At 53.7% G+C, this 26,453-nt stretch carries 23 protein-coding genes; 11 read left to right on the top strand and 12 right to left on the bottom strand.

Going from position 1 to position 26,453, the window contains the following annotated elements; translation table 11 throughout:
* Positions 1 to 4: 4 nt before the first annotated feature.
* Positions 5 to 880, top strand: coding sequence for an SDR family oxidoreductase (locus FJM65_RS06720; RefSeq protein WP_140620748.1), 876 nt, complete (start codon positions 5 to 7; stop codon positions 878 to 880).
* Positions 881 to 981: 101 nt separating this feature from the next.
* Here FJM65_RS06720 and FJM65_RS06715 read toward each other — a convergent pair whose 3' ends face one another.
* Positions 982 to 2,679: a hypothetical protein gene (locus tag FJM65_RS06715; RefSeq protein ID WP_239022860.1), complete on the bottom strand. Its 1,698-nt coding sequence runs from the start codon at positions 2,677 to 2,679 to the stop codon at positions 982 to 984.
* A gap of 432 nt (positions 2,680 to 3,111) precedes the next feature.
* On the opposite strand from FJM65_RS06715, the gene FJM65_RS06710 reads away from it, so the two are divergent.
* Positions 3,112 to 3,303 carry a cold-shock protein gene (locus FJM65_RS06710; RefSeq protein WP_140620747.1) on the top strand — a complete coding sequence of 64 codons (192 nt, stop codon included), beginning with the start codon at positions 3,112 to 3,114 and terminating at the stop codon, positions 3,301 to 3,303.
* 76 nt (positions 3,304 to 3,379) lie between these two features.
* Here FJM65_RS06710 and FJM65_RS06705 read toward each other — a convergent pair whose 3' ends face one another.
* From FJM65_RS06705 to ricT, 3 genes are all read right to left on the bottom strand, one after another.
* Positions 3,380 to 4,471, bottom strand: a complete 1,092-nt coding sequence (locus FJM65_RS06705; RefSeq protein ID WP_140620746.1) for an endonuclease/exonuclease/phosphatase family protein — start codon at positions 4,469 to 4,471, stop codon at positions 3,380 to 3,382.
* A gap of 172 nt (positions 4,472 to 4,643) precedes the next feature.
* Positions 4,644 to 5,126, bottom strand: a complete 483-nt coding sequence (locus FJM65_RS06700; protein WP_140620745.1) for a gliding motility lipoprotein GldH — start codon at positions 5,124 to 5,126, stop codon at positions 4,644 to 4,646.
* A complete protein-coding gene (gene ricT / locus FJM65_RS06695) occupies positions 5,119 to 6,552 on the bottom strand; it encodes a PSP1 domain-containing protein (protein WP_219855956.1) in 1,434 nt (477 codons plus the stop codon). Before ricT ends, FJM65_RS06700 begins: the two co-directional genes overlap by 8 nt.
* 407 nt (positions 6,553 to 6,959) lie before the next feature.
* Between ricT and FJM65_RS06690 the strand changes: the two genes are divergently transcribed.
* From FJM65_RS06690 to FJM65_RS06675, 4 genes are all read left to right on the top strand, one after another.
* Positions 6,960 to 8,312 (top strand): lipopolysaccharide biosynthesis protein, encoded by a 1,353-nt coding sequence (locus FJM65_RS06690; protein ID WP_140620744.1) that lies wholly within the window; start codon positions 6,960 to 6,962, stop codon positions 8,310 to 8,312.
* The gene (locus FJM65_RS06685) at positions 8,309 to 9,343 is read left to right on the top strand and encodes a hypothetical protein (protein ID WP_140620743.1); all 1,035 of its coding nucleotides are present in this window, start codon (positions 8,309 to 8,311) and stop codon (positions 9,341 to 9,343) included. Before FJM65_RS06690 ends, FJM65_RS06685 begins: the two co-directional genes overlap by 4 nt.
* Before the next feature lie 87 nt (positions 9,344 to 9,430).
* On the top strand, positions 9,431 to 10,303 hold the full coding sequence (locus FJM65_RS06680) for a GNAT family N-acetyltransferase (RefSeq protein WP_140620742.1): 873 nt from the start codon (positions 9,431 to 9,433) through the stop codon (positions 10,301 to 10,303).
* 63 nt (positions 10,304 to 10,366) lie between these two features.
* Entirely contained in the window at positions 10,367 to 10,696 is a 330-nt protein-coding gene (locus FJM65_RS06675) for a DMT family transporter (RefSeq protein WP_140620741.1), read from the top strand.
* A 1-nt stretch (position 10,697) separates the two neighbouring features.
* On the opposite strand, the gene FJM65_RS06670 is transcribed toward FJM65_RS06675, so the two are convergent.
* From FJM65_RS06670 to rsfS, 5 genes are all read right to left on the bottom strand, one after another.
* Positions 10,698 to 11,528, bottom strand: a complete 831-nt coding sequence (locus FJM65_RS06670; RefSeq protein ID WP_239022859.1) for a hypothetical protein — start codon at positions 11,526 to 11,528, stop codon at positions 10,698 to 10,700.
* Complete coding sequence (locus FJM65_RS06665) at positions 11,518 to 12,288, bottom strand: UDP-2,3-diacylglucosamine diphosphatase (protein ID WP_140620740.1); 771 nt, start codon at positions 12,286 to 12,288, stop codon at positions 11,518 to 11,520. Before FJM65_RS06665 ends, FJM65_RS06670 begins: the two co-directional genes overlap by 11 nt.
* Positions 12,272 to 12,925 (bottom strand): LutC/YkgG family protein, encoded by a 654-nt coding sequence (locus FJM65_RS06660; protein ID WP_140620739.1) that lies wholly within the window; start codon positions 12,923 to 12,925, stop codon positions 12,272 to 12,274. Before FJM65_RS06660 ends, FJM65_RS06665 begins: the two co-directional genes overlap by 17 nt.
* 14 nt (positions 12,926 to 12,939) lie before the next feature.
* Positions 12,940 to 15,069, bottom strand: a complete 2,130-nt coding sequence (ftsH, locus tag FJM65_RS06655; protein WP_140620738.1) for an ATP-dependent zinc metalloprotease FtsH — start codon at positions 15,067 to 15,069, stop codon at positions 12,940 to 12,942.
* 70 nt (positions 15,070 to 15,139) lie between these two features.
* Positions 15,140 to 15,514 (bottom strand): ribosome silencing factor, encoded by a 375-nt coding sequence (gene rsfS, locus FJM65_RS06650; RefSeq protein ID WP_140620737.1) that lies wholly within the window; start codon positions 15,512 to 15,514, stop codon positions 15,140 to 15,142.
* 52 nt (positions 15,515 to 15,566) lie between these two features.
* Between rsfS and FJM65_RS06645 the strand changes: the two genes are divergently transcribed.
* The gene (locus tag FJM65_RS06645; protein ID WP_140620736.1) at positions 15,567 to 16,316 is read left to right on the top strand and encodes a biotin--[acetyl-CoA-carboxylase] ligase; all 750 of its coding nucleotides are present in this window, start codon (positions 15,567 to 15,569) and stop codon (positions 16,314 to 16,316) included.
* 83 nt (positions 16,317 to 16,399) lie between these two features.
* Here the strand turns inward: FJM65_RS06645 and FJM65_RS06640 are convergent, their stop codons facing one another.
* On the bottom strand, positions 16,400 to 17,926 hold the full coding sequence (locus FJM65_RS06640; protein WP_140620735.1) for a T9SS type A sorting domain-containing protein: 1,527 nt from the start codon (positions 17,924 to 17,926) through the stop codon (positions 16,400 to 16,402).
* Between the two features lie 516 nt (positions 17,927 to 18,442).
* Between FJM65_RS06640 and FJM65_RS06635 the strand changes: the two genes are divergently transcribed.
* The 4 genes from FJM65_RS06635 (at position 18,443) to rlmB (ending at position 24,254) form a co-directional block, all read left to right on the top strand.
* A complete protein-coding gene (locus tag FJM65_RS06635; protein ID WP_140620734.1) occupies positions 18,443 to 19,033 on the top strand; it encodes a T9SS type A sorting domain-containing protein in 591 nt (196 codons plus the stop codon).
* A gap of 121 nt (positions 19,034 to 19,154) precedes the next feature.
* Entirely contained in the window at positions 19,155 to 22,106 is a 2,952-nt protein-coding gene (locus tag FJM65_RS06630) for a protein O-mannosyl-transferase family (RefSeq protein ID WP_140620733.1), read from the top strand.
* Positions 22,107 to 22,221: 115 nt separating this feature from the next.
* Positions 22,222 to 23,439: a GWxTD domain-containing protein gene (locus FJM65_RS21495; protein ID WP_239022858.1), complete on the top strand. Its 1,218-nt coding sequence runs from the start codon at positions 22,222 to 22,224 to the stop codon at positions 23,437 to 23,439.
* A complete protein-coding gene (gene rlmB, locus FJM65_RS06620; protein WP_140620732.1) occupies positions 23,412 to 24,254 on the top strand; it encodes a 23S rRNA (guanosine(2251)-2'-O)-methyltransferase RlmB in 843 nt (280 codons plus the stop codon). The genes FJM65_RS21495 and rlmB overlap by 28 nt, the downstream gene beginning before the upstream one ends.
* Positions 24,255 to 24,367: 113 nt before the next feature.
* Here rlmB and FJM65_RS06615 read toward each other — a convergent pair whose 3' ends face one another.
* A complete protein-coding gene (locus FJM65_RS06615) occupies positions 24,368 to 25,444 on the bottom strand; it encodes a mannose-1-phosphate guanylyltransferase (RefSeq protein ID WP_140621041.1) in 1,077 nt (358 codons plus the stop codon).
* Between the two features lies 1 nt (position 25,445).
* Entirely contained in the window at positions 25,446 to 26,417 is a 972-nt protein-coding gene (locus FJM65_RS06610; RefSeq protein WP_140620731.1) for a KpsF/GutQ family sugar-phosphate isomerase, read from the bottom strand.
* Positions 26,418 to 26,453 lie beyond the last annotated feature (36 nt).

The following is a 26,453-nucleotide window of genomic DNA, read 5'->3' as shown; positions in this document are numbered from 1 at the left end:
AACTATGCATACAACGATATTAGTTACCGGGGCCACGGGCACGGTAGGCAGAGAGGTGGTGAAGCAGCTGTCGATGGTGGAGGGCGACCTGCGGGTGCGGGCAGGCGTGCACTCGCTGATTAAAGGAGAGAACCTGAAGCGGTTGCCGGGAGTGGAGATTGTGGAGATGGACTTTGAGGATCCGGACTCGCTGCACGCCGCCTTTACGCACGTAGATAAGGTTTTCCTGATCACGCCCTTTGCCGCAGACCAGATACAGATGGCCAAAACGCTGGTAGATGAAGCCAAAAAAGCGGGTGTGAAGCATATTGTAAAGCTGTCGGTGCTGGGGGCTGATGCCGGGAACGGACTGGAGCTGGGGCGCTGGCACCGCGAAATTGAGAATTACATTGAGGACAGCGGCATAGCGTATACTTTCCTGCGGCCCACCTCTTTTATGCAGAACTACATCAACTACAACGCAGACAGCATTAAGAAAGAAGGTAAGTTTTACGGCGCCACCGGCGACGGGAAGGTAAGCTATGTGGATGCCCGGGATATAGCCGCCGTTGGCGTAGAAGCGCTGATGGGAGAGGAGCACATCGGCAAGGCTTACGACATTACCGGCGGCGAGGCGCTGTCTAATTACGAGGTGGCGCAGCTGATGGGCGAGGCAACAGGCAAGCAGGTAGACTATATGGATGTGCCGGACGCGGCAGCTAAAAAGGGAATGACCGACCACGGGGTGCCGGACTTTATGGCGGATGCCATGGTGGAGCTGTACAGAGAGTACCGGGAAGGCAAAGGCGAGCCCACTACCGACACCGTAGAAAAAGTAACAGGCCAAAAGCCTCACACCATGCGCCAGTTTCTGCAAGACCACCGCGACTGCTTTGTGTAAAGGTGATTCCTAAATCAGCATAAAGTATACCTTAGGTAAACAAAAACCCCTCCTGCATAAACAGGAGGGGTTTTTTATGGATCTAGCTTTAAGAGCTATACTTAATCTATGTTACGGTAACGGTCGCTGCGGCGTGTCTGGTAGCCGCCTTGTCCTCTGTCTTTGTCAGAGTCAGATTCGCCGTAGCCGCGGTAGTTCTCGCGTGAGCTGGAGCCACGGTTATCGCTGTAGTAGGATGTGCGGCTGTCCATGGAGCCGTAACGGCTTTCGTCGCCGCCGTAACCGCCTTGGTTGTAGCCTCCGGACGAGTAGCCGCCTTGGCCGTAACGGCCAGAATAGTCGCTCTGGCCTGATCTGCCATAGCCGCCTTCCTGCATGCCGCTGCCGGAACCGTAGCCATAGCCGCCGCTCATGCCACGGTTATAGTTGCTGTCGCCGTAGCCGCCTCTGTCTGATGATCTGCCATAAGAAGAGGAAGAGCCGTATCCGCCTGAGCTTCTGCCGTAGTCCTGGCCATAGTCGCTGCCCTGTGAGCCGTAGCGCCCTGAGCGGTACTCATCGTTATAAGATCCGCCTCTTGAGCCATAGCCACCCTGGCTGCCGTAGCCGCCCTGCATAGAGCTTTGGGAGTCCCAGCCACGCTGTGAACCGCGGTTGTCGCGGTCATACTCACTCATGCCTCTGCTGGAGCCATAGCCCATAGAGCCGTAGCGGTCTCTGTCGCCGTAGCCACCTTGCTGCATGCCTCTGCCAGAGCTAGAGTCAGAGCCATGGTGCTGCTGCTGCCCGTAGCCCATGCGCTGGCCATAGTCGCCCTGGCCATAGTTCTGCTGATAGCCCTGGCCTCTGCCGCCCATGCCTTGCGATGAGCCATAGCCACCCTGGCTGCCATACTCTTGCGAGGCAGAGCCATAGTTAGACTGAGAGCCGTAGCGGCCCTGGCTGCCGTAGCCGCCCATGCTGCCTTGCTGGTTGTAGCGGCCCATGCCGCCCTGGTCGTTCATGACGCCATAGCCGCCCTGCATGTCGCCTTCTCGGTCTTGGTAGCCGCCTTGCATGCCGCCGCGGTTGCCGTACATATCGCTGGAGTACTGGTCCTGCGAGCGCATGCGGTTGCCTTCCATGCCGCCCTGGTTGCCATAGTTATAGCCGCCCTGCGAGTCCAAGTTGCCCCGCTGCGACGATCCATAGCCGCCTTGGGAGCCTTGGCTACCGTAGTTGCTCTGCGAACCGTAATCGCTTTGATAGCCATAGCCGCTCTGGCCGCCGTAGTTGCCGTGCTGCGAGCCATAGCCATAACCGCCCTGGCTGCCGTAGCCCTGCTGGTTTTGGCTGTCCCAGTTCTGGTCCTGGTTTCTGTTTTGGCTGTTCCAGTCCTGGTTTTGGTCACCCTGGAAGTTCTGTGAAGAGCCGCTCGTCATGGAGCCATAGTTGCCATACTCAGATAGGTTTCTGTTGCGGTCAGACGAGGTATCGGAGGAGCTGCTGCCAGTGGCCGTGCTGCCGGCTTTTGCCGACGAGCTACCAGTAGACTTGCTATCTTTTTTAGATGCGGAAGTTGAGCCGGCTTTTGCTTTTGTAGTAGACGACTTGCCGGAAGAAGCCGTTGTTTTGCTGCCAGTGGTACTGCTCTTAGGAGTTGAGCTGGTGCTGCCAGTAGTAGCAGAGCTTCCGCTGGATTTATTTGATGTAGTAGTGCCTGATGACGAAGTAGAAGAGCTCGGGTTCATGCTGCTGGACGAGCTGCCCGACATATTTGAATTCTGGTCCGTGCTCTGGTTTTTCTCAGTCTCTTTCATAGTTCTGATCTCCTTAGTTTATGGTTGACGTTTATTAAGTTTGTTGTTCCCTTCTTGTCTGGTCCGGCAGTGGCGGGAGCAAAATTCCGAGCCGGATTTATGTTGCCGTTACCTCTAAAGTTTACGTGATAATAGCGGTTTTTAGGTGTAACAGAACGTTTTAGCTATACGAACCACAGGGCACATGGTTATTGCTATATTGCACTATGGGCCTTTCAAACTGCTAGGGCTCTGGCTTGGCTGGCAAGGCAGGCAGAGGGTAGGGGGCGAGGAGGGGTTGGTGTGCAGCTCCTGCCGCAGCTGGGCATTCCATAGCCAGGCACCAGCCGCCGCTAAATGCCTGACGATGTTTTTGTTATTTATTTATCAGGATGTTTGCTACTTATCCGGAAGTTATACTTACCTTTGCTCTCAGTATTAATTATTTTCACAATGAAGACAGGTAAAGTAAAATTCTTTAACGAATCAAAAGGTTTCGGTTTTATCGTAGATGACGAGACTAATCAGGACATCTTCGTGCACCAGACTGGTCTGACGCACGAAATCCGCGAGAACGACCGTGTATCTTACGAGGTTAAAGACGGTAAAAAAGGTTTGAACGCTATCAACGTAGAGAGAATCTAAGTTATAAGCTGCCAATAGCCGCAAGGCATTGAAAAGTCTTTTACCCGCTCAGTTACCTGAGCGGGTTTTTTTGTGCTTAGCTGTCGCTGTTCTGCTTTTCCTGGCTGCGCTCCTCGCCTTTTTCCAGCCCCTCCTGTATCAGCTCGTTTGCCTCCTGCTTCTCTTCTTTGTCTGCCGTTGGGTGCTCCTGCTCCTGCTCCCGGTGCGGCTCATAGTTCAACGTGATCAGGATAGGGAAGTGGTCAGAGCCGAACTTATCGAGGCGGCGCAAATTCACCAGCCTGAACTGCGGGTCGTAAAACACGTGGTCCAGCGGGTAACGAAAGATCGGGACAAAGGCATTGTAGGTGTTGTAAAAGCCGCGGCCCACGCGTGGGTCAATCAGGCCGCTGATCTGCTTAAACAGTTTCGTGGTTCTGGACCAGGCCACATCGTTTAGGTCGCCGGCTACCACGGCCGGGTACGGGGTCTTTTTAGCCTGCTTGGCTACCAGCAGCAGCTCTGCCTCCCTTGGCTCGGTGTTCAGCATGAGGCGGGGCGGCTGCGGGTGCACGGTAAACAGGCAAAACTTGTCGCCGCTGGGCAACTCCACTACCGTGTAAAACGACGGGATGCCATCCTCTACCAGGTACCTTACCTCGCTGTCGTGCAGCTTGTTCTTGCTCCAGAGCAGCATGCCGTAGGTATTGTCCAGTGGCTTCTTGATGGAGTAGGGGTACTCCTTATCCAGCACTTTGCAAACATGGTCATGCCACTCATGGCCCGGCTCATTCATGATCAGCATATCCGGGCGGGCCTCCTGCACACGCTCCAGAAACTTATCATACTTTTGGTTCACCATCCGCACGTTAGAGATCATGAGCGTGAAGGAGTTGGCAGGGTGCTTCTGTTCTGTGCGCAGCGCCTCAATTTTCATGAGCGGCGTAAAGTTGATGATGTAGCGTAGCTCGTTCAGTATGGCCAGCCCCCAAACCGCTATCATGGCTATTTCCTGAGTGGATTCTATCCCAAAATAAACAACGTAGGCGGCCAGAATAATGCTCAGAAACATGGCCACGTGCAGCCGCGGAAAATCCAGGACCCTTATCCACCACAGAGGCGATGGGATTAGTGGCAGAAAAGAAAAAAGAGTGAATACAAAGCCAAGTATGATAAGTGATAGTTGCATGAAATAAGGGCGCTTTTATAGAGTATATCTGCATACTCTAATACATAGGCATTAGTTGCCTGCGCTACTTTGTACGTGGTTTATGCCAAGCCGATAAGGTATAAGCGGGAATAAAAAAACAGGGCTCCGGCAGTTGTTGCCGGAGCCCTGTTTTTATTGTAGGCTAAGCCTTTTACTTGGCCTCACTATCGGTTGCCACGCGCACGCCAACTGCCAAAATGTGCGGCAAAGGATCGCGGCGCATGTACTGCGTTAGTTTGAGCCTGTAGGTGCCTTTTTTCCTGAACTTCACATTGTCCAGGGCAAGCGCCTGTAGGTCGTAGATGTCGCTGGAGCCTTTACCGAGGGGCTTGCCCGTCTTAGCGTCCATCAGCAGGAGCTCGTGCAGTTTAGACGAAATCACGCTGCTGTCGGGGGCAACGAGCTGGTGCCGCAGGTACAGGTTATAGTAATCATACTTCAGGCTGTAGCGCACATTAAAGTATACATCGTATACTTTGGTCGTGTCTTGAATCTCAAACTCGAACACGGGCGCATTGTCTATTTGCCAGTTGCCCTCCGGCAGGTCTAGGTTTTGCTCGTATATCCGGGCCGGGTCGCAGGCAGAGAGCAGCAGCACGAATGCCACTGCCCATTTCCATCCAAGTCTACGCATCGGCTTGTGGCGGTTTACTGCCTTGGTCAGGCTTCTTTCCTCTAAACGGTTTTCGCGAGCGCTTCTTAGGCCGCTGGTCGCCGCCTTGTGGCTGTGTGCCTGCCTCCGGCGCATTGCCAGGCGCCTGTGCCTCTGGCCTTGGCCCTGCCGGTTCCCGCCTTTCGCGGCGCTCCCTTGGCTCACGACGTTCTCTTGGTCCGCGGCTCTCGCGTGGCTCGGTGCCCTCCTGGCGTTCTTTGTTTCTATTTTTGTTGCGGGGCGGGCGCTGGCGGCGTGGCCGCTGCTCCTGCTGCTCCGCGTTATCCTGCGGCTGTGCCTGCTGGCGCTCCTGCCTCTCCCGCCTTGGCTGTGCGGCCTCTGCCGTTTTTTCCGGCTGTTGCTGCTCTGCGGTGGCGCCGCCGGCTGGTTTTTTCTTCTTCTTTTTCTTCTTCTTTTTATTCTTGAACTTATCGTCGAGGCGCTCCAGGCTACCTTCCACCTGTGCCACAAACTCGTTCTGCTTCGGCTCCTCCACGGGCTCGGTCAGCAGCGCCTCCACGGCAACGCCTTTCGCATTCAGCTCCAGAATCTCCTGCACGCGCTCCACCGGCACCGGATACCAGTTGTTGTCGCCTTTGTAGCCGAACCACATCATGCGCTTAAAGATGTCGGTCTTCTGAAGGATGGCATCGCCCTGCTGCGTCTGCAGCGGCCGGTTCACCGTCGGAATGTCCTTCAGGGCATCCATGTACGTCTCCAGCTCATAGTTGAGGCAGCACTTCAGGCGCCCGCACTGGCCGCTCAGTTTGCTCGGGTTCAGCGAGAGGTTCTGGTAACGCGCCGCCGTAGTGGAAACGCTCTTGAAATCGGTGAGCCAGGTAGAGCAGCACAGCTCGCGTCCGCACGATCCGATGCCACCCAGGCGGCCGGCCTCGTGGCGCAGGCTTATCTGGCGCATCTCCACACGTATCTTAAACTCCTCGGCCAGCTTCTTGATCAGGTCCCGGAAGTCCACACGGTCGTCGGCGGAGTAGTAGAACGTGGCTTTGCTTCTGTCAGCCTGGTACTCCACGTCCGACAGCTTCATCCTGAGCCCGAGCTGCTGAATGATCTCGCGGCTACGGTACATGGTGGTGCCTTCCTGGTCGCGGGCCTCGTTAAACTTCTCCATATCGCGCTCGGTGGCGATGCGGTAGATGCTGCGGATCTCTTCGTTGTTATCCACTTTCTTCTTGAGCATCTGCAGGCGCACGAGCTCACCCTTCAGCGACACGAAGCCGATGTGGTGGCCATTGGGCACATCCACTACCACGGCGTCGCCGGTGGTTAGGTCCAGCCGGTTTATATTTCGGAAGAAATCCTTGCGGCCTCCCTTAAATCGTATCTCCACAATGTCAAACTCCTCAAACGACGTCGGTATTTCCATGTCGCTGAGCCAGTCGAACACATTTAAACGGTTGCAGCCTCCCGTGCTGCACCCGCCGTTGCTTTTGCAGCCACCCGGTTTGGTGCCAGTGCTGCATCCGCCACTAGAACATGAACTACATCCCACAATTGTATCTCCTTATATAGCCAGTATATAGCTGGGCTAATTCTTGTTTTCTAAGTCTGTTAAGTAACAAATATACTAATTTTTTGCGCTTTTGCTTTGGGGGCTCTCAAAAGTACAAGTATGGCAACAAACCCTTGCCGCCATTGGTGCCATTCGTCTTACTGGTTGGCTTGTTTACGAAAACAGGGCGGCATTGCTGCGTGCTGGGAAATAAAGTATAATTTTAAGCGATGCTTCGGAAGTTACTGTCTCATGCGGCAATTTACGGACTGGCTGCGCAGTTGCCGCGCATAGCCGGGGTTTTGGCGCTGCCCATCATCACGCCCCATCTCACCACCACCGACTACGGCGTGGCCGGCGTGGTAACCGCCTACGTGACGGCGCTGGGTATGGTGCAGTCGCTGGGCCTGAGTGTGGTGATGGTGAATACCTTTGTAAAGCACCCGACACGGTTTAAGTGGGTGTGGCGGCAGGTGCACGGGTTTGTCAGCTTATGGTCGGTGGTGTATACTATGGTTATAGTTGGCGTACTGTATTTTGGCATTCCTGAGGCAGCTGTAGAAAACCGAAGTTTGCTTATAGCTCTTAATTGTCTGCCGCTGCTCCTGTTTGCCACTACAGAGCATCAGGCTAATTTATTTTTTCAGTTATCGCAGCGCCCGGTTTTCATCGCGCTGCGCTCGCTGGCAATAGGAGGTGTTGTAGTCGGGCTCAACATTTTCACAATTGCCTATCTCAAGTTAGGATACCTAGGGTGGTTTTACGCTAGCTTTGCGGGGGCAGGTGTTGGGTTTGTACTTAACTTTCACAGCATTTACGTTAAGGAGCAACTATGGCCAATTTTTAGGTTGAGGTTGAAACGGGTGAGAAGCTGGCTCCGTGTTTCTTTACCAGTTGTCCCGCATCAAGTGTCCTTTTTCATACTCGATATTTCGGATAAGTTGATCTTAAGTTGGCTACGCGTGCCACTGAGGCAGATTGGTGTCTACAACGTCGCTTCGAATTTTGGCTCATACTTTATGGCCGCCAGTGGGGCAGTTGTGCAGGCTTCCTCCCCGTTTTACATGCGCCTACTTGCCCAGCAAGACTCTGCCTCTGCGACACAACAGGTTCGGCGGCTTACTTTCTCTCTGCAGGCAATGTATTTGGTAGCAACTACCCTTGTATGTTTATGGATGAGGGAGATTTTCGGGGTTTTGATCAGAAATGCCGATCTGCAGCAAGCATACCAGTTAGCTATTGTGATCGTGATGGCGCAAAATTTTCGCCCCATGTACCTGGCTGTTGTAAATTTGCTGACCTACCGCGAACTGACGGGCAGGCTGTGGCGCATCTCGCTTGTAGCGGCGCTCTCCAACATACTTCTGAACTTCCTGCTAATCCCCGTGCTCGGTTACAAGGTAGCGGCCTTTACAACCTTTGCAGCTTTTATGTGTATGGGATACGCAGGCTATTTCCTTAAAGAGTACAGAACTCAAATGGCGCTCAGGTACTACCCTGGATTTTGGTTTATACTTACAATTGCAGCCTTATCCTTCGTGTATAGCTTTTCAGGCGTAAGTGTGGAGTTAAAGACCATGTTAACTGCAGTTCTGTTTGGCGTATCCATACTTGGCGCCGCACTGCTCCAGAAAAAGTTGAAGTTAACCTCATGAAGCACCTCTTCTACATACACAGCCATATAACCTTTATTGTAAGCCTTCAGGTAATTAAGTATAAGAAGCTGAAGCACGAAGACTGCGTGTTCATGTATGGCAGAAAGTTTGTGCCTGAATCAGACAGCCTTGGCATAAAGCACATAACTGTTCCCTATGTACAACAGCCTGTAAACTCATTTGCGGTGGAGAAACGGTTCTGGAAAGGCTGGGCTAAGCTTCACGGTTTTAATAAGCTAATTGAACAACTGATAGGGAAAAGTGAATACCATGTCTACACACACCAGACCGGCATGGACTTTATCAGAATGTTTATGTCGCATAAGCAGTGCTCTGGCTTTAGCCTTATAGAAGAGGGTGTTGTATCTTACCTTACCCTCGATAAAGTAAACAAAGAGCTACGTCCTGTAGGGAAAGCTACCTGGCGGTATGAAGCCTTGAAATGGGTGAATTACTGGGGGAGGCTTAGTTTTACCATCCGCTTTTTTGACCCCGGCTACGCCCATGCCTTCGGCCTTTCACCCTCCTCGTTCCCTGGGTTCCCTAGAAAGAAATTGCTGCCCCTGGCGATAGAGAATGCGGCCGATGAATTACCGTATAAACATGTGCTAGTGTTGGATGCCAGTGTGGAGAATAAGCTGACGACAGCAGAAAGCATGCAAATGGCCTTAAAGAAAACGTTGGACTGGCTGGAGAAAAACGGTGTGCGCGAGCTTTGGGTAAAATATCATCCGGAGCAAGTGGAGAAGCCGGCTTCTTCCGTTCTTTATAAAGATATTTTTGCGTCTTATGAATCCCGTATCACGATAAGGGAAATACCACAGCAAGTATGCCTGGAGCTATTGGCCGGAAGCCAGGAGTTAAAGGAATTGACGTTTTATGTGTTTGTTAGCTCTGTGGGTATTTATGCTGCCATGTGTGGTAGAAAGGTCTACTCATTCGCCAATTTTATCGCTGAAGCCGATGAAAATTACCATAAAATAATAGGCAACTTACCCGGTTTGTTTAGTGAAAGCGTCACTTTCGTTTAGTCCAGTGTCAGAAAAGTCTTTCTTCCCTCAAGCTCAGTAACCATACCTACTTCCTTCGTACACGCTCTTGAACCATACTACCTTTCCGTGCCCAACTTTCGATTCTCCTTCCTCTCAGCCAAAGACCTGCCGCAGGTGCGCGAGACTTTCCTGAAAGCCTTTGCCGACTATGTGGTGCCGGTGCAGCTGACGGAGGAGCAGCTCAGGGATAAAGTGGAGCGGGAAGGGATTGTGGCGGAGTTTTGTGTGGCAGCCTTTGTGGGCGATGAAATGGTGGGGTTTATACTGACAGCGCTGGGAGAGTGGCAGGGCAAGCCAACCGCTTACAACGCTGGCACAGGGGTGGTGCCGCAGCACAGGGGCCATGGCCTAACCCAGAAAATGTACGCCTTTCTACTGCCAAAACTGCGGGCAAGCAGCGTGGAATTAGCTCTTTTGGAAGTAATACACAACAACCTGCCCGCCCTGCACTCCTATGAGCGCCTTGGGTTCCGGGTAACGCGGACGCTGAACTGCTACAGGGCGATAAATGAAGACATACTGCTTCCGGCGGAGGCACCCGCTGGGATAGCCATAGCGCCCCTGGCACAGGCTGAAGTAGAGAAGTATACTATATTCCGGGATGTGCGGCCTAGTTGGCAAAACGCGACAGCCGCTTTGCTGCGTGCCCAGGAGCAATGCCATACTTTCGCGGCCCGAAACCAAGGGCAAGAGGTGATAGGATACGTTTCTGTTTTTACAAAAAACGGAGCCGTGGCGCAACTGGCAGTGGCAGAGAACTGGCGCGGCAAAGGCGTGGGCTCGGCATTGCTGCGAAAAGCAATAGCCCATACCACCGCTCCGGCACTTATGTTCCTCAACATAGAAGACACGGCCCAAAGTATGATTTCTTTCCTGCAGCGGCGCCACTTTAGGCTTTTGCTAAAGCAGTATGAAATGCAACGGGCAGTGGTTGCTTAAAGGTAGAAACGGCAGCAGTTTATTTGCGTACCTTTGGGCTTCGGAAATCTAAACAAACGGCTTATGAATATGGCGTGGGTATACCTTGTTTTGGCAGGTATCTGTGAAATTGGCTGGGCCTTTGGGCTGAAGTATAGCGAGGGCTTCTCAAAGCCGCTGGTGAGTATCGTAACGGTGGTGGTGATGATCCTGAGTTTCGTGCTGCTATCGCAGGCAATGAAAACGCTGCCGCTAGGCACGGCTTACGCCATCTGGACGGGGATCGGTGCTGCCGGAACCGCCATACTTGGCATCGTGTTCCTCAACGAGCCCCGCGACCTGATCCGCATCCTCTGCATCTTGATGATTGTGGCCGGCGTGGTGGGGCTGAAGGTGTTCTCAGGGGCAAAGTAAGCTACTCTACCAAGTATACCTCCAGCGTATTTTTGCTGAAGAGATACAGCTGTTTATCGCCCACCAGTGCCGAAACATACTTTTGCACGGCCGGCAGTTGCTGTACCCGTTCTTGCTGCGTGTAAAGATCTACAAAGTATAATTTGCCATCCTTCACAAAGTATAGCTCATTACCCCGGAAGCCAAGGTAGTGCAGGCCGGCGTAAGGCAGTCTTGTTTTGTAGTTGCCCAGGTTGTCGAACACCAGGATGCCGCTGTTGTAGTCCAGGAGGTAAACCAGGTTCTGGTACTCTTGCAGCTGGCGCACGTCAAACTCCTCACGGTTTAGCAGCAGGTTCAGCGGGGTTTGTACCGTCATCTGGCGCGTGTTCGGGTTAAGCTTGCTTAGCGTGAGGCTGGTTTCATCAAAGAGCCAATAACCTTGGTCTGTGGCCGGGGCTGCCACTTTGGCTGTACCCTCATACTGCAGGTCCAGGAGGTTAAGCGAGGTGATGGGGCGTAGAAAGCGGTCTAGCAGCACCAGTTCCTGACTGCCTTCGTAAAACAGCACGATCTTCATGGGGTTCCAGGCGTGGATGCTGCTGATGCGGCCGCGGGCCGGGGGGGAGTACGTATCAAGAGGCTGGCCCTGCGGGTTTAGGCGCAGCAGGTTCAGGCGCTCGTCCAGCAAGTATACATAGCCGTTGCGGTCCTGGGAGATAGTGGAGGGGGAGCTGCTGTGGATACTATGGCTGTAGGGAAGCACCGGCGCCTGCAGCGTGTCCTGCGCCTGCGCCAGCAGCGGGGCCAGCAGTGCCAGCCAAAGTATAAGTATGGTTTTGCTAGCCTTCAAAGGTCTTAAGCTCCATTTTTTCGCCATCGTACACGCCGTAGGTGCAAAAGTTAACCCATTCTCCCAGGTTTACATACTGCGCCTTTTCGCCAATGGGCATCTCCAGGGGCAGGTGGCGGTGCCCAAAAATATAGTAGTCGTGATGTTGCTGCTGCTCAACCTCCTGGCTATACTGCACCAGCCACTCCCGCTCACCAAAAAACTCCTCATCCTTTTTCACGTTGCTGATGCGGCTCTTCCGGGACCACATATTAGCAATGCCGATGCCGGTGTTAGGGTGTATGCGGGCAAACAGCCACTGGCACAGTCTGTTATCAAACACCTTCTTTAGCACCTTATAGGTATGGTCGCCGGGGCCCAGGCCGTCGCCGTGGCCGATGTAAAAGGTTTTAGGGCCGATTTTGGTAGAGATGGGCTCCCGGATGATGGGGATGTTCAGCTCTTGCGGGAAGTAATCGAACATCCACATGTCGTGGTTCCCCGTGAAAAAAAGCACCGGCAGGCCAGCGTCCGTCAGTTCGGCTAGTTTGCCCTGCAGGCGTATGTAGCCTTTGGGAATGGCATGTTTATACTCAAACCAGAAGTCAAAGATATCGCCTAGCAGAAGTATGGCTGCCGCATCCTGCTGCGCCATCTCCAGCCACCGTACAATCTTCTTTTCGCGTGCAAGGCTGCTCTCGGCATCAGGCACGCCCAGGTGAAAGTCGGAAGCGAAGTATACTTTTTTGCCTGGCGCTAACTCGTCAATGCGGAAGGTCATCAATCAGGAATAATACTAGCTGCTTGGGGCCGTGGGCGCCCATCACAAGGGTTTTCTCAATGTCGGCGGTGCGGCTCGGGCCACTCACCAGCGAGATCATCGAAGGTATGTTCTCTTTATACTTGTCGCGGATGCGCTGCAGTCCGTCTTTTACGTCTTGCACCAGTTGGCTGGCTTTGGCCACTACCATGTGCGTCGCCGGGTAAATGCTCAGGCGTCGGCCTCCGGCGTTGGCAGAGCTCACCATAATACTGCCTGTGCGGGTTATCAGGGCTTCGCAGGTGGTTAGCCCCGCCTCAGCGCTCTGTATAAAATCCTCCTCACCAGCCAGAAAATCGATGCCGGCCTGGTGGATGGCGCTTTGCAGGTTTGGCTCCCAGATGTACAGGTGCTGCAGGTTCTGCTCTTTTTTGTAAACATATAGCTGGTCGAAGAAATCCTCCTCGTGCTCGCAGTATACAAACACGCCTGCGTTTTTGATGAAGTTCTCTGCAAACACCACCGACATGTCCTCCAGCGGCACTTTTTGGTGCAGCGGCGAGGCGAAATCAGGGGTAGGAGGCAGAAAAGGCGCCGACTTAGCCAGCGCCTCTCTTACTCTTCTTAATACTATTTCTTTCGATTTTGCTTCGTACATGCTGAATTTTTAGATCAAGCAGTTCTCGAATTCACGTTGTTCTGGTCTGTGCCAGAGCCGCCATTGTTGCTAAGCGGTGTGCCGGGCACACTACCCTGCTCCTGCTCCGGGTGCTTTGTCTGGCCCAGTTCTACCGGGTGCTGCTGCTCCACTTCGCTCTTGGTCTGGCTGCGGTCGGTGCCAGAGGTATGCGCCTGGTACGTTGTAAGGGCGTCAAACGGACGCGGACCTACCAAACGCTCCAGGTCGTTCTGGAACAGGATCTCCTTCTCCAGAAGCTCCTGCGCCACTACTTCCAGCTCGTTACGCTTATCGCTCAGCAAAGATTTGGTGCGGTCGTAGGCTGCGTTGATGATGCTGCGCACTTCCTCGTCAATGGTTTCGGCGGTAGCCTCAGAGTATGGCTTGTTAAACGACATCTCCGACTGCTTGGAGTCGTAGAACGACACGTTGCCGATCTTCGAGTTCATGCCATACATGGTGACGATGCTGTAAGCCATTTTCGTGATACGCTCCAGGTCGCTCAGGGCGCCGGTTGATATCTTGCCAAACACGATCTCCTCGGCGGCGCGGCCACCCAGTGCCATGCACATTTCGTCGATCAGCTGCTCAGTGGTATACAGGAACTGCTCTTTTGGCAGGTACTGCGCATAGCCCAGCGCGGCCACGCCACGCGGAACGATGCTTACCTTCACCAACGGGTCGGCATGTTCCAGGAACCAGCCAGCAATGGCGTGGCCAGCCTCGTGGTAAGCCACAATTTTCTTCTCTTCCGGAGAGATGATCTTGTTCTTCTTCTCCAAACCTCCGATTACACGGTCCACCGCATCGTTAAAGTCCTGCTGGTCTACCGCTTTCTTGTTGCGGCGGGCAGCAATCAGGGCAGCCTCGTTACACACGTTAGCGATCTCGGCACCGGCAAAGCCAGGCGTCTGAGCGGCCAGTTTCTTCGCGTCCACGTCTGGTGCCAGGGTAAGCGGACCCAGGTGTACTTTAAAGATCTCGGTACGGCCGTTGATGTCCGGCTTGTCGATGCTGATCTGGCGGTCGAAACGGCCAGGGCGCAGCAACGCAGAGTCCAGCGTATCGGGTCGGTTGGTGGCGGCAAGTATGATTACGCCGGAGTCGGTCGCAAAACCGTCCATCTCTACCAACAGGGAGTTCAGGGTGTTCTCGCGCTCGTCGTTGCCGCCTGGCGTGGCACCGCGGCTACGGTGGCGGCCAATTGCGTCAATCTCGTCGATAAAGATGATACAAGGCGCTTTGGCTTTGGCCTGCTTAAACAGGTCGCGCACACGCGCTGCACCCACACCCACAAACATCTCCACAAAGTCGGAGCCGGATAGCGAGAAGAACGGTACGTCGGCCTCGCCGGCCACGGCTTTCGCCAAAAGGGTTTTACCGGTTCCCGGAGGGCCTACCAGCAAGGCGCCTTTCGGTATCTTACCGCCAAGTATGGTAAACTTGCTAGGGTTCTTCAGGAACTCTACGATCTCCTGCACCTCTTCTTTCGCCTCCTCCAGGCCAGCCACGTCCTTAAACGTGATCTTTACCTTGTTCTCGGCGTCAAACAGAGCGGCTTTAGACTTGCCGATGTTGAAGATCTGGCCGCCCGTGCCGCCGGATGTTACGCGGCGCATCAGGAACCAGAAACCAAACAGCAGCAGGATCAGGAAGCCCCACTGGAAGAAGAAATCGGCAAAACCGGTGCGGGTCTCCGGCGTGAGCGGCACCCGCTGTTCGCGCGGCACATCTGCTTGCAGTTTGTCCAGGTCTTCTTTGAAGGACTCCGCCGAAATCACCTGGAAATGATAGTGCGGCCCGGTGTTTTCCATGTTCAACACGCCCCGGTCGCCCAGTTCTGTTTTATACTTCTCGTTCTGGAGTGCCTCTTTTTTGAGGTAGACCTCCACCGTTTTGCCATTAATGAGGGTGAGTTTGTCTACGTCACCGCTCAGCAGCATCTCTTCAAAATCCTGTTGGGATGTCTCTACAGAGGAGTTGCTGTTGTTCAGGTAGGTCAATCCGAAAATAAGCAGGATCAGCACGGCCAGCATCCACAGCTGCATGGTAGGGCGCGGTGGCGTGTTCGGGATAATCGGCTTCTTCTTCTTGTTGTTGCCTTTATTGTTTTTTTCTGCCATTGATAGTTAAATGTCAATTGTATGGGAAACAGGGGGCTGGGCTAAAGGTTTAGATTTGCCCCCATGGGTGTTAGACAGATGCTACGTGCTCAATCTTGGCGTCGCCCCAAAGCTCCTCCAAGGCGTAGAACTCGCGCTTGTCTTTCAAAAATACGTGCGCCACTACATCTACATAATCCAGCAGCACCCACTCTTTGTTAATGCGTCCCTCGGTTTGCCAGGGGTTCTGCCCGGTTGCCTTGTGCACTTCCTCCTCAATAGAGGTTGCGATTGCGTCAAGCTGCGTATCGGAGCTTGCGGATGCTATTACGAAGTAATCTGATACAGCGTTTTTAAGTGATTTAAGGTTCATCACAACAATATCGGAAGCTTTCTTCTCCTGCATGCCCTTCACTACCAAGTCTGCCAATATGTCGGAGGTAGCCTCAACCTTAGTTTCTTTCATTTGTGCTCTTTAAATTTGATCTACAAAAGTATAAAATTCTGCGCTATTAAATATGTTGCCTAATACGCTGTTTATGGGCCAACAGCTGCTTTTTATCCAAAGCTGTGCCTCTACCAACACCGAGGCCCAACAGCTTCTTATCAAAAATGAAGCCACAGAGGGGTGTACTGTGGTTACCCACTGCCAAACCCAGGGGCGCGGCCAACGCGGCAATTCCTGGGAAGCGGCGCCGGGGCAGAACATCACGCTGTCTGTAATTCTGTCGCCAACGTTTTTGGCCGTGCGCCAGCAGTTTTACCTCAACATGGCCGTGTCGCTGGCCGTGCTCGACCTGCTGCGCGAGCAGGGGCTTGAGCAGGCGCAGGTAAAGTGGCCCAACGATTTATTCTTTGAAGATAAGAAACTTGGCGGGATTCTGATAGAAAACACCATTAATAGTCTGTCTCTACAACACAGCATTGTGGGTATTGGTTTAAACGTGAACCAGTTACGGTTCGGAACTTCTACGGCAAGCTCTTTGGCCTGCGCGCTGGGGTATACCCTGGATTTGGAGAAACTGACGGTGCGGCTGCTGGAGCTGCTGGAAAAGCGCTACCTGCAGCTGCGCAACGGCCACCTGGCCCGCCTCAAGTATGAGTACCTGCAGGGCCTGTACCGCTACCAGGAAAAGCACCTTTTCCGAATTGGGCAGCAGGAGGTGCAGGGGCAGATTATGGGGGTGGATGAGGCTGGCCGGTTGGCCGTGGAGATAGAGAACGAGCTGCGCTACTTCGATTTTAAGGAAATAGCCCATGTGCTATAAGCTGCCGCAGCTGTAGGGTATAAGTATAAACCTCGCCCGGTCGGTTACGCTGGCCGGGCGATGTTTATACTTATACTTGTTGTTTACTGTATGATCAGCTTCTGCACTTGCCTGCTGACGTTGGTGCCCTGCAAGTGCACATAGTACAAGCCCTTGGGCACGTTGAGCTCCGAAACCGACAGCTGTAGCTCCTGCCTGCCGGCGCCTATTCGCTGGGTGTACACGGTACGCCCGTTCCGGTCCATGATCTTTAGCTGGGCATCAGCCTCGTTCTGCATCGCAATCTTCAGGTAGTTGTCGGGTACAGGGTTCGGGTATACTTCCATGGTGGCGTCGGCTAGTCCGATGCTTCTCACTGCCACTACCTTGCTGAACTCAGATGCGCCGTCAAAGTCCACCTGCTTCAGGCGGTAGTAGTATAAACGGTCTGCGGCTGTTCTGTCGGTATAGCTATAGTATAGTGGCGTAATGGAGTTGCCGGCCCCCTTTGCCTCCGCTATTTTGCTGAAGTGCCTGCCGTCCTGGCTGCGCTCTACCTCAAACCGGTCGTTGTTTTCTTCGGAGGCGGTGCTCCATTCCAGTTCTATCCCGCTTTGGGTGGCTTTTCCTTCAAAAGAGGCAAGCTCTACGGGCAGAGGCGTAATCGGTATGTCTTCGCAGCTGATGGTGTTCAGGCCGACGCTTTCTGTCACGTTGCCGGCAGTCATCGTGATGGTAAAGTATGGCTCCAGTTCGTAAAGGTCTCTTGGCACTACCACCGCAAAGACATCGGCTGCGCCGTTGCTATAGCCTTTGTTGTTCTGGGCATCGAAGGTGATGAGGTTGGCGTCCTGATCTATACTTACTTTGTAGCCGAAGTTGGTGGTGTGGTAAACGTTTCCGTTGGTCATGCCTTCCACTGCGAGGGCATCTGCCGTTTCCACTGTTTCAATCGAGATGCGGTTTACATCGCTGGCGCTTTTGTTCTCGACCTGCAGTAGCACGGTGGTGGTGCCGTCGCCGTTATCGGTGGCGCCCGCAAAGGCAAAGCTCGCCTGGTCCCGCTCTATAACGCATGCGCCCGGAGAGCTTGGGCTGCAGGCCGATAAATCAAACACCACTTGTCTGCTCTGGGTGACCTGATCTCTGGCCGATACTACGCCGCTACGGAGCGTGGCTCGCACGCGCATGGTGCCCAAGGCCTCAAAGTCGGCTTGGGTCAAGTTAAATGTAAAGGTGTCGACTGCCCCGCCTGTCAGCGAGTAATTTTGCTTTGCGTTAAATTGAATGGCGTTGAAAGGCGTTTCCACCTCGTTTGGCCCCTGTTCGCTTGTAATGCCGTTTCGGACGACGTAGGTGCGCGCATTCTGGTGGTAAACATCTGCTGGGCCGGCCGCCTCCGATCCATCCGGCAGCTCAAAGGCTATATAAGCCAGCTTATCGCAGTTAACCTGCAGGCCAAACGAAAGCTGCATCAACCCGGCTTCTATCTCTGTGGCTCCAAAGTAGCTGAACTCATAGCATTCTGTGGGCGCTTGCGTACAGCCGCCGCTTGGAGTGGGGCGCTGGGCTTGCGCAAAGCCGGACGAAATTAAAAATAATAAGGCAAGGTAAAGTATATTTCGGTTCATAGGGTTCTTATTTGTGTAAGTGGTAAAATCCTATTAATGGGTTCGGTATGTCTAACGGAGGGCACAGGATGTAGTTGCACAATTTTGTGTATGAGGGCTTGGGCGCTGGAGCCTTTCTTTGTGGCGTTTATATCTAACTGGTAAGTGTATGATCGTTTATTCCAAGTATGATCTCCAGGGGATGGTAATTTGATTTAGTGTATTATAGGATTGTTATATCTACATATGAAAAGTATGTCAAGTATATTTTAATGGAAAAGTGTAATTTATGAGGAGGTTTTGTTGTGTTTTTGACTCCAGGATAAAGGTTGGTCTAGTGCAATAGAGAGGGAGCTCCACGGAAAAGGGAATAATTATTGCTATGGAAGATGAAGAAGAAGGTGGGAATAAGTATATCCTCCTCATTCATAAATATTTTGAAAATTTAATTTTAAGGTAAAGCATTTTCGGCTATCTTTGATTTGCTATGTCGAAGAGTATAGTTTGTATGCTATAACAATAAGACACTTAATACTTATGAGGATTTTTACTAAACTGATATTGGTTGCCACGCTTGTTAGCTCCCATCTGGTGAGTTTTGCAGGAAGCGGTGATATAGAGGGCGTTTCGCCGACTTACAAGGGAGGGAATACACTTTGGAAGCTGATGCCGGAAAGGGCGGAGCACCTGACGCTGTCGGCCAACAACGCCCGCCCGAATTTTGTAGAGAAGGCAAACGACCATACCTGTTCCAAGATTTATGCTTCGGCCGTAAGCCAGGTGTTCCATGTCGTGGAGCGGAAGCAGACCAAAAGCATGTACGCCAACATTACGCTGGCTGCCTTTGCGCCAGGCAACGACCTGAAAACATCGCTGCCATCCATTAACGCGTACCCGAACCCGTCGCGCGGCTACACCAGCCTGGCGCTGAACCTGCCGGGCAACAACAACTATAAGATCCGCATCTCCAACACCATCGGCAAAGTGCTGGCCGTGCAGGAGGTGGCGCCGGCCGATAAAGCCCGCGTAGACCTGGACCTGTCCAGCCTGCCATCGGGGGTATACTTCTACAGCCTGCTGGTAAACGGCAAAACCGTGGAAACGAAGCGACTGGTGCTGCAGAAATAAACTGATTAATAAGAGATACCTGAAAAGCCGGCCCACGTGCCGGCTTTTTCATGCTTAATTTGTAAAAATAACCAGCCACTGGCATTAATTTATTATTTTCGGGGCTGAATCTACTAGAGCTATGACGGATTATCGGAAGGTAAACAACCTTGTGGGCTGGGTCGTGTTTTTGATCGCGACAGCCGTGTATGTGCTTACGCTGGAGCCAACTGCCAGCTATTGGGATGCGGGTGAGTTTATCGCCTGCTCTTACAAGCTGCTGGTGCCACACCCGCCGGGGGCGCCTTTTTACCTCTTAATGGGCAGGCTGTTCTCCATGTTCGCCTCAGACCCTACGCAAGTAGCCTGGTGGGTGAACCTGCTGTCTGCGCTTTGCAGTGCCGGTACGGTGCTCTTCCTGTTCTGGACCATCACCATACTTGCCCGCAAGTTGTTGGTAAAAGAGGGGGCAGAGCCAAGCACGGGCAACCTGCTGCTGATCATGGGCAGCGGTGCCGTAGGAGCGCTGGCCTATACTTTCTCTGACTCCGCCTGGTTCTCTGCCGTGGAAGCCGAGGTTTACGCCATGTCCTCTTTCTTTACCGCCATTGTTTTCTGGGCTATACTTCGGTGGGAGGCCAAGGCGGGAGAAGCGCACTCTGACAAGTGGCTTATTCTGATCGCTTACCTGGTGGGGCTTTCCATCGGGGCGCACCTGCTCAACCTGGTAACTATTCCGGCACTGGCCTTTGTATACTATTTCCGCCTTTACAGGCCAAATTTCTGGGGCGGAGTTACTGCCTTCTGCATCAGCGCCGTGATTGTGGTGGCCATACTTTGGGGCGTTATCCCGGGGCTGCCGTCGGTGGCGGGCTGGTTCGAGGTGCTGTTCGTAAACGACTTCGGCCTGCCGTTCAGCTCGGGTATCATCGTTTTCCTGGTGCTGTTCGTGGGGGTTATCGTCTTCGGCATCCGGTACTCCATCAAGCACAACAGCCGCGTATTGAACACGGCCCTGCTTAGCCTGGTGTTCGTGCTGATCGGCTACTCCTCATACATGATGATCCCGATCCGCTCCTCTTACGAGCCAACCATTGATGAGAATGACCCGGACGACATTCTGACCTTCGTGTCCTACCTGAAGCGGGAGCAGTACGGTGACCGCCCGCTGCTGTTCGGGCCACAGTACAACGCGCAGCCGACCGGGCAGGAAGAGGGCGCGCCGCGCTATGTGAAAGGAAAAGATAAGTATATCAACACTGGCAATAAGGTAGAGCCCGTGTATGACTCTAAGGATAAGGTGTTCCTGCCGCGTATCTACAGCGACCAGCCTGCGCACATTGATGCCTACAAAAAGTGGGTGGACCTGCGCGAGGGGCAGACCCCAACATTCGGGCAGAACATGAGCTACATGCTGAACTACCAGTTGGGCTTTATGTACTGGCGCTACTTCCTGTGGAACTTTGCGGGCCGCGAGAGCGACGTGCAGAACGCAGGCGTGCTGTGGTTCGGCAAAAACGACCCGAATGCGCCGGCGCGCGTGCTGGAGAGCGAGGCGCGCAACTGCTTTTACCTGCTGCCTTTGCTGGTAGGTATACTTGGTCTGATTTACCAGGTGCGCAAAGATGAGCGGAATGCATTTGTGATTGGCCTGCTCTTCTTCTTCACAGGCATTGCCATTGCCCTGTACCTGAACCAGCCGCCGGTAGAGCCGCGCGAGAGGGATTATACCTTTGCCGGATCGTTCTACGCCTTCTCCATCTGGATTGGCCTGGGCGTAATGGGGCTGGCTGACCTGTTGGGCAAAGTGCTTAAAAACACAACCAGCCGCGCCGCGGTGGCTACCGTTATCGGCCTGCTGGTGCCGGGTATTATGGCAGCCGAAGGGTGGGACGACCACGACCGCTCCGACCGTTATCACTCCGTAGACTCAGCCAAGAACCTGCTGGACTCCTGCGCCCCGAACGCCATACTTTTCACGAACGGCGACAACGACACGTTCCCGCTGTGGTATGTGCAGGAGGTGGAGGGCTACCGTACCGATGTGCGCGTGGCCGTGCTCAGCTACCTCAACACCGATTGGTACATCGACCAGATGATGGACCCGTCGTACAAGTCGGCTCCGTGGCCGCTGTCGCTGGGCATGGAGAACTACCGCCAGGGCACCAACGACTTTTTGCCATACATGGAGCGGCCACAGGTGGCCGCCGGCATCGACCTGAAGCAGTATATCGAGCTGATTAAAGAAAACCATCCGGCTCTGCAGGCGCAGTATGGCGCGGGTACCACGCTGCTGACCATGCCTACCCATAACTTCTTCCTGAACGTGGACAAGGAGAAAGTGAAGCAGATGGGCTTTGTGGCAGAGGATTACGAGGACCAGATCACCGACCGCATGGCCTGGACCATTACCAAGTCATTGCTGGAGAAAAAGCACCTGGTGATGCTGGACCTGCTGGCCACCAACAACTGGGAGCGCCCTATTTACTTCTCTACCACCGTAAACAGCGCCGACTTCATCGGCCTGTCTGATTACTTCCAGCTGGAAGGCCTGGCTTACCGCATCGTGCCGGTGAAGTCTCCGGAAAACGAGGAGGGCATCGTGAACAAAGAGGTGATGTATAAGCATGTGATGAAGGAGTTCAAGTTCCGCAACTTCGACGACCCGAACATTTTCTACGACGATAACTACTACCGCTTCTCGGCCAATGCCCGCGATAAGTTTGCCACGCTGGCTGCCGCCTACCTGCAGGACGGGGACGAGGCGCGCGCCAAAGAGATAGTGGACCGCTGCTTTGAGGAGCTGCCGCTAGAGACCGTGCCGTTTGATTACTATACGCCGCAGTTCATCCCAATTTATGCGGCCCTGGGCGAGACTGACAAAGCCACGCAGCTACTGGACAGGATGGCGCAGGACGCGCAGAAGTCCCTGGACTACTACTTTGCCAAAGGCGCGTTGTTCGACCAGGAGATACAGGTAAACATGGTGATTTTGCAGCAGCTGATCGGTAACGCGCAGCAGCTGGGCCAGGATGAGAAAGCGCAGCAGCTGGAGCAGCAGTTCCGGCAGTACCTGCAGCGTATGCGGCGCTAAACAAAATAAGGTTTTTACCAGTACAAAAACCCGGGTTGCGCAGCGGCAGTCCGGGTTTTTTGGTTTTTACTATACTTACTTTATGATGAGGTACTTATGTTTGCTTTTACTGTGCATGTTATGCGGTTGCGGCAGTGGCGACTACCGCAGCTCCTCGATTGGCCTTGGCAGCCAGGAACCGGCGCAGCAGGTAAGGCGGGAGGTGCCTGAGGTAACCATGCAGTACGCCTACTATGGCAGCAACGACAGCCTGCACCTGCTGTTTAAGTTTGAAGATGCGCGCCAGGTAATCGACATACTAACAGCCGCCACCTCGTATGAGTATGCAGTCAGGGCAGGGCTTTCGGAGAGAGACGCGGCTGTGCTGCAGGACTCCGTGAACCTACCCGACCGCAAGCTAACCGACATCGAAGGGCAGCTGCACGTGAAGCTGTCGGTGCCGGGGCAGGTGGTGCAGGAGCCGAACGTGCTGCACCTGCAGTTGTGGCAGGTAAAGTCGGGGCAGGAGTACCTGGCCCTGAAATATAAAGTACCCTTAAAAGCGGATATGCTGCAGAAAAACTACCTGCTGGTGCGTGCTGCCACCGGTAAGCCGCTGTTCGAGAACTACATTACCACCTCAGATAAACTGTTGGTGCGAGACTATAACCCAAACGACACCGTGTTGCAGGCCGACAGGTTTAACCTGGACTTTATGCCCGCCGCCCCGCCCATGAGCATGCGCAAGCCGCCTGTGCCGCGTACCCTGGCCGCCGCCCAAACGTATACTTTCCCTGTCTTTGATACCCTTAGCCTGGATCAGGAGGGAGTTTACCTTTTTAATCCTGAGGCTGCTACAAGCAAGGGCGTTGTGGTGCTTCCGGGTAAGTATCCGTATGTTACGCAGGCTAAAGAGCTCATTCCCCCGCTTATTTACCTGACAACATCCGAAGAACGCGAGGCGATGCAGAAAGCCAGCGACCCCAAGGCCGCTGTAGATGACTTTTGGCTGGAGGTCGGCGGAACCCAAAGCGTGGCCCGTAACCTCATCCGCACATACTATGGCCGTGTGGAAATGGCCAACAAGCTCTTTACGGCGCACAAAGCCGGCTGGGCCACCGACCGGGGCATGATCTACATCATCTACGGCCAGCCCAGCAGCATCAGCCAGGTAGGGCCTAACATCACCTGGATTTACCGCGAGTCCGACACTGCGCCATACATCAAGTTCGTTTTTACCAAAAAAGAGAATAACTTTACCGAAAATTATTATGAGCTGATACGGCGCCGCGAGTACGAGGAAAGCTGGTACAGCTCAGTTGCAAAATGGAGAGCAGGAAAGACAAATTTGTAGGCAACCGCTACGGAGGCCCCAGAACACCCAAAGAAGATAAGAGCGAGATGATTTTTGGCTCGCGCCCCATACTGGAGGCGCTAACGGCCGGAAAAGAGCTGGAGAAGATTTTCCTGCTGCGTGGCACCCGAAACCCCACTACCGACGAGATCGTGAAGCTGGCGAAAAGCCGTGAGGTGCCGGTGGTAACCGTGCCTGTGGAAAAGCTGAACAAGCTGACGCGCAAGAACCATCAGGGCGCTGTGGCCATGATCTCGCCGATCTCTTACCAGCCCTTGTCAGAAATTGTGACAGCGCTGTTTGAGCAGGGCAAGAACCCGCTGCTGCTTATACTTGACCGCGTGACCGACGTGCGCAACTTCGGTTCCATTGCCCGTAACGCAGAGTGCATGGGCGTGGATGCCATCGTGATTCCGAGCCGTGGCGGCGCGCAGATCAACGCCGATGCCATGAAAACCTCTGCCGGGGCGCTGAACCTGGTGCCCGTTTGCCGCGAGCCCAACCTGAAGGAGACGATCGACTACCTGAAGGACTATGGCTTTCAGGTGGTGGCCTGCACCGAGAAGACCGAGCACCAGCTAACAGATTTTGCCGTGGATATGGTTGGGCCAACCGCCATACTGATGGGCAGCGAGGAGGACGGCATCTCGCCGGAATACCTGAAGCGCGCCGACGTAAAGCTGCGCATCCCGCTGATGGGCCAGATCGGCTCGCTAAACGTGTCGGTGGCCACCGGCATTATACTTTACGAAGCCATGCGCCAGCGCCTGAAGGACGGCGGCTATGCCAGCATGAACAGGCTGGAGCCAATGTAGCAACGTATAAAATCATGCTTTAGAAGTATAAATCATACTTCTGTAAAAGTAAAAAGGCCATGCACCGGACTTCTTCCAGCGCATGGCCTTTTTTTATACTTTGTGAAGTATGGTTAAATGTAGTCCGGGCCTTTTTTAGACTTGGCGTCGGCCATAAACTCCTTCACCTTCTGCTCTTCTGTCTTTTTGCAGATCATCAGCACGTTATCATACTCGGCCACAATGTAGTCTTCCAGCCCCTGCAGCACTACCAACCGGTCCTTCGGGGTTTTGATGATGCAGTCTTTGGTGTCGTAGAGCATTACCTCGCCGTCTACCACGTTGCCAGCCTCATCTTTCTCATTGATGGTATATAGCGAGTTCCAGGTGCCCAGGTCAGACCAGCCGATGTCGGCCAGCAGCACGTACACGTTGTCCACTTTCTCCATAATGCCGTAGTCTATCGACACGTTGCGGCACTGGGAGTAAGCCCTTGTGATAAAGTTTTGCTCGTCGGATGTGTTCAGGGTGCCAAGGCCTTCCTCAAACACTTCGGTAATCTCCGGCAGGTGCTGCCGAAAAGCTTTCAGGATGCTGCGTGCGCTCCAGATAAAAATGCCGGAGTTCCACACAAAGTCGCCGCTCTCCAGGAACATCTGAGCCAGCTCCAGGTTCGGCTTTTCGGTAAAGGTCTTCACCTTCTTCGTCTTAGACCCTGCCTCATCTATGTATTGGATGTAACCGTAGCCTGTGTCGGGGCGGCTTGGGGTGATGCCCAGCGTAATCAGCACGTCGTCTTTGGCGGCAGCCTCCAGCGCATCGTTTATCACCTCTGTAAACACATCCTGCTTCAGCACCACATGGTCGGCTGGCGTTACCACCAGGTTAGCGTTGGGGTTTAGCTGCGCGATTTTGTAAGAGGCATAGGCAATGCACGGCGCGGTGTTGCGGCCAATCGGTTCCAGCAAGATCTGGTTGTCAGTCAGTTCCGGGAGCTGCTGCTTTACAAGTGCCTCATAATCCTTGTTGGTTACGATAAACACATTCTCAGGCGGGCAGATGTTCTTAAAGCGCTCGGCGGTAGCCTGCAGCATACTTTGGCCGGTGCCCAGCACATCGTGGAACTGCTTTGGATAGTTGGTGCGGCTGAAAGGCCAGAAGCGGCTTCCGATGCCGCCGGCCATGATCACCACGTAGGTGTTGTTGTCCATGTTATACAAGTCCTTCTTTAAGTAAATCATGGAGGTGGATGAAGCCCTCGAATTTACCTGATTTAGTTACAATGAGTTGCGTTATACTTTTTGCCTGCATCAGGGCCATGGCCTCAGCCGCATAGTCTTCCGGCTCTATGGTCAGCGGCGAGGGCGTCATAATGTCAGCCGCGGTGATTCCTTCGGTCTTCTCATACTTGTTCAGCATGCGGCGCAGGTCTCCGTCGGTTATAATGCCCACCAGTTCCTCTGAGTCGGTTTTAACTACTGCAGTGGCTCCCAGGCGCTTAGAAGAAATCTCAATAATAATTTCTCTAAGTGATGCGTTCTCCTTTACGCGGGGCGCCTCGTTTTGGGTGTAAATATCCTCTACCTTCAGGTAAAGGCGCTTGCCCAAAGAGCCGCCCGGGTGCAGCGCGCCGAAATCCGCCTTGCTAAAGCCGCGGGCCTCCAGCAGGCTTACCGCCAGTGCATCGCCCAGGGCAAGGGCAGCGGTGGTGCTGGTGGTAGGGGCCAGGTTGTGCGGGCAGGCCTCGCGCTCCACGTTGGCGTTAAGTACAAAGTCGGCGCTCTGGGCCAGGTAAGAGTCGGTGCTGCTAACAAGGGCCGCCAGCTTAGAACCTTTGCGTTTCAGCAAAGGTACAAGTACCTTTATCTCAGGCGTGTTGCCGCTCTTGGAGATGCAGATCACGAAGTCCTCGGGCTGTATCATGCCCAGGTCGCCGTGAATGGCATCGGCAGCGTGCATAAACAAGGCAGGCGTGCCGGTGGAGTTGAGGGTGGCCACCATTTTCTGGGCGATGTTGGCGCTCTTGCCAATACCGGTAACCACTACACGGCCTTTGATCTGCAGGATAGCCTTTATGCAATCCTCAAAACTTTCGTCGATAAAATCGGCCAGTCTGGCGATTGCCTCGGCTTCGGCGGTTAATACTTTTTTTGCGGTAAGCGCTATATTATTAGGGAGATTCAAGTTAAATTTGTGTTAGGGCACTCTTCTGGAGTGCGT

Source organism: Pontibacter mangrovi, assembly GCF_006385705.1.
Taxonomy (GTDB): domain Bacteria; phylum Bacteroidota; class Bacteroidia; order Cytophagales; family Hymenobacteraceae; genus Pontibacter; species Pontibacter mangrovi.
Note: the sequence above shows the minus strand (reverse complement) of the source record. Positions and strands in the feature narration are given on the sequence as shown.

Bases quoted from the DNA above. Each gene is read 5' to 3' on its own strand.
- FJM65_RS06720 (WP_140620748.1), top strand. From the start codon at position 5: ATGCATACAACGATATTAGTTACCGGGGCCACGGGCACGGTAGGCAGA.
- FJM65_RS06715 (WP_239022860.1), bottom strand. From the start codon at position 2,679: ATGAAAGAGACTGAGAAAAACCAGAGCACGGACCAGAATTCAAATATG.
- FJM65_RS06710 (WP_140620747.1), top strand. From the start codon at position 3,112: ATGAAGACAGGTAAAGTAAAATTCTTTAACGAATCAAAAGGTTTCGGT.
- FJM65_RS06705 (WP_140620746.1), bottom strand. From the start codon at position 4,471: ATGCAACTATCACTTATCATACTTGGCTTTGTATTCACTCTTTTTTCT.
- FJM65_RS06700 (WP_140620745.1), bottom strand. From the start codon at position 5,126: ATGCGTAGACTTGGATGGAAATGGGCAGTGGCATTCGTGCTGCTGCTC.
- FJM65_RS06685 (WP_140620743.1), top strand. From the start codon at position 8,309: ATGAAGCACCTCTTCTACATACACAGCCATATAACCTTTATTGTAAGC.
- FJM65_RS06675 (WP_140620741.1), top strand. From the start codon at position 10,367: ATGAATATGGCGTGGGTATACCTTGTTTTGGCAGGTATCTGTGAAATT.
- FJM65_RS06665 (WP_140620740.1), bottom strand. From the start codon at position 12,288: ATGACCTTCCGCATTGACGAGTTAGCGCCAGGCAAAAAAGTATACTTC.
- FJM65_RS06660 (WP_140620739.1), bottom strand. From the start codon at position 12,925: ATGTACGAAGCAAAATCGAAAGAAATAGTATTAAGAAGAGTAAGAGAG.
- ftsH (WP_140620738.1), bottom strand. From the start codon at position 15,069: ATGGCAGAAAAAAACAATAAAGGCAACAACAAGAAGAAGAAGCCGATT.
- rsfS (WP_140620737.1), bottom strand. From the start codon at position 15,514: ATGAAAGAAACTAAGGTTGAGGCTACCTCCGACATATTGGCAGACTTG.
- FJM65_RS06645 (WP_140620736.1), top strand. From the start codon at position 15,567: ATGTTGCCTAATACGCTGTTTATGGGCCAACAGCTGCTTTTTATCCAA.
- FJM65_RS06640 (WP_140620735.1), bottom strand. From the start codon at position 17,926: ATGAACCGAAATATACTTTACCTTGCCTTATTATTTTTAATTTCGTCC.
- FJM65_RS06635 (WP_140620734.1), top strand. From the start codon at position 18,443: ATGAGGATTTTTACTAAACTGATATTGGTTGCCACGCTTGTTAGCTCC.
- FJM65_RS06630 (WP_140620733.1), top strand. From the start codon at position 19,155: ATGACGGATTATCGGAAGGTAAACAACCTTGTGGGCTGGGTCGTGTTT.
- FJM65_RS21495 (WP_239022858.1), top strand. From the start codon at position 22,222: ATGTTATGCGGTTGCGGCAGTGGCGACTACCGCAGCTCCTCGATTGGC.
- rlmB (WP_140620732.1), top strand. From the start codon at position 23,412: ATGGAGAGCAGGAAAGACAAATTTGTAGGCAACCGCTACGGAGGCCCC.
- FJM65_RS06615 (WP_140621041.1), bottom strand. From the start codon at position 25,444: ATGGACAACAACACCTACGTGGTGATCATGGCCGGCGGCATCGGAAGC.